Consider the following 1,071-nt stretch of genomic DNA (forward strand, 5'->3'; position numbering starts at 1 on the left):
GGGCCTGACCTTCCCAGCGATCGCCGCAGCGCTTGGCCGGGACCGCACGACTGTGTGGCGCGAGGTCACCCGCAACCACTCCTACCGCGGCGCGAACCTCAAGCGCCCCGGCGCCCGACACCCACACGCCCGCCGCACCCGAGGCACCGGCGGCCACCTCGGCGGGACCTACCGGTGGGTGTACGAGCACCACGCCGCCCAGTACAACTACCGGCGCCAGGCCCGGCGCCCGCACCGGCCCAAGCTGCGCAGCTCCTACAACTGGCCCCGACCGGCGCTGTGGAGCCAGTACGTGCTGCCCAAGCTGCGGCTGCGGTGGTCGCCGACACAGATCTCCCAATGGTTGGCTTCGACCTACCCCAACCAGCCGGAGCTGCACGTGTCCCACGAGACGATCTACCAGGCGATCTACCTCCAAGGCCGCGGCGAGCTGCGCCGCGAGATCGCCGCCCAACAAGCCCTGCGCTCCGGACGCGCGCGCCGCCGGCCACAGTCCCGCACCGCGCACGGTGCCCGCGGCACCCGGCCATGGCTGGCCGACTTCCACATCTCCACCAGACCCGCCGAAGCCAGTGACCGCGCCGTACCCGGCCACTGGGAAGGCGACCTGATCATCGGCGCCCGCGGCACCAGCGCGATCATCACCCTCGTCGAACGCGCCACCCGCTACGTCATGCTCGGCTCCCTGCCCCAGTCCCGGGTCAGCCCCGAAGTCATCCGCGTCCTGACCCAGCTGATGGCCAGGGTCCCGGCCGAGCTGGCCAAGACCCTGACCTGGGACCAAGGCATCGAGATGCGCCGCCACGCCGAGTTCACCCTGGCCACCGACTGCAAGGTGTTCTTCTGCGACCCGCACTCGCCCTGGCAGCGCGGCAGCAACGAGAACACCAACGGGCTGCTGCGCCAGTACTTCCCCCGATCCAGCACCGACTTCCGCACCTACACCCAAGCCGACCTCGACGACGTCGCCCGCGAGCTCAACGGCCGCCCCCGCGAAACCCTGAACTGGCAGACTCCCGCACAAGCCCTCAACAACCACCTCGTTGCAACAGCTCTCTGAAACCGCCCGGT

The 1,071-nt window shown here is 70.4% G+C and carries 1 protein-coding gene; it reads left to right on the plus strand.

Annotation, left to right across the window (positions count from 1 at the left end):
• The coding region (locus AB0316_RS20955; RefSeq protein WP_366275195.1) for an IS30 family transposase at nucleotides 1-1,060 on the plus strand (1,060 nt) is incomplete at its 5' end.
• Nucleotides 1,061-1,071: the final 11 nt, after the last annotated feature.

The organism is Terrabacter sp. NPDC080008 (genome assembly GCF_040702505.1).
Classification (GTDB): domain Bacteria; phylum Actinomycetota; class Actinomycetes; order Actinomycetales; family Dermatophilaceae; genus Terrabacter.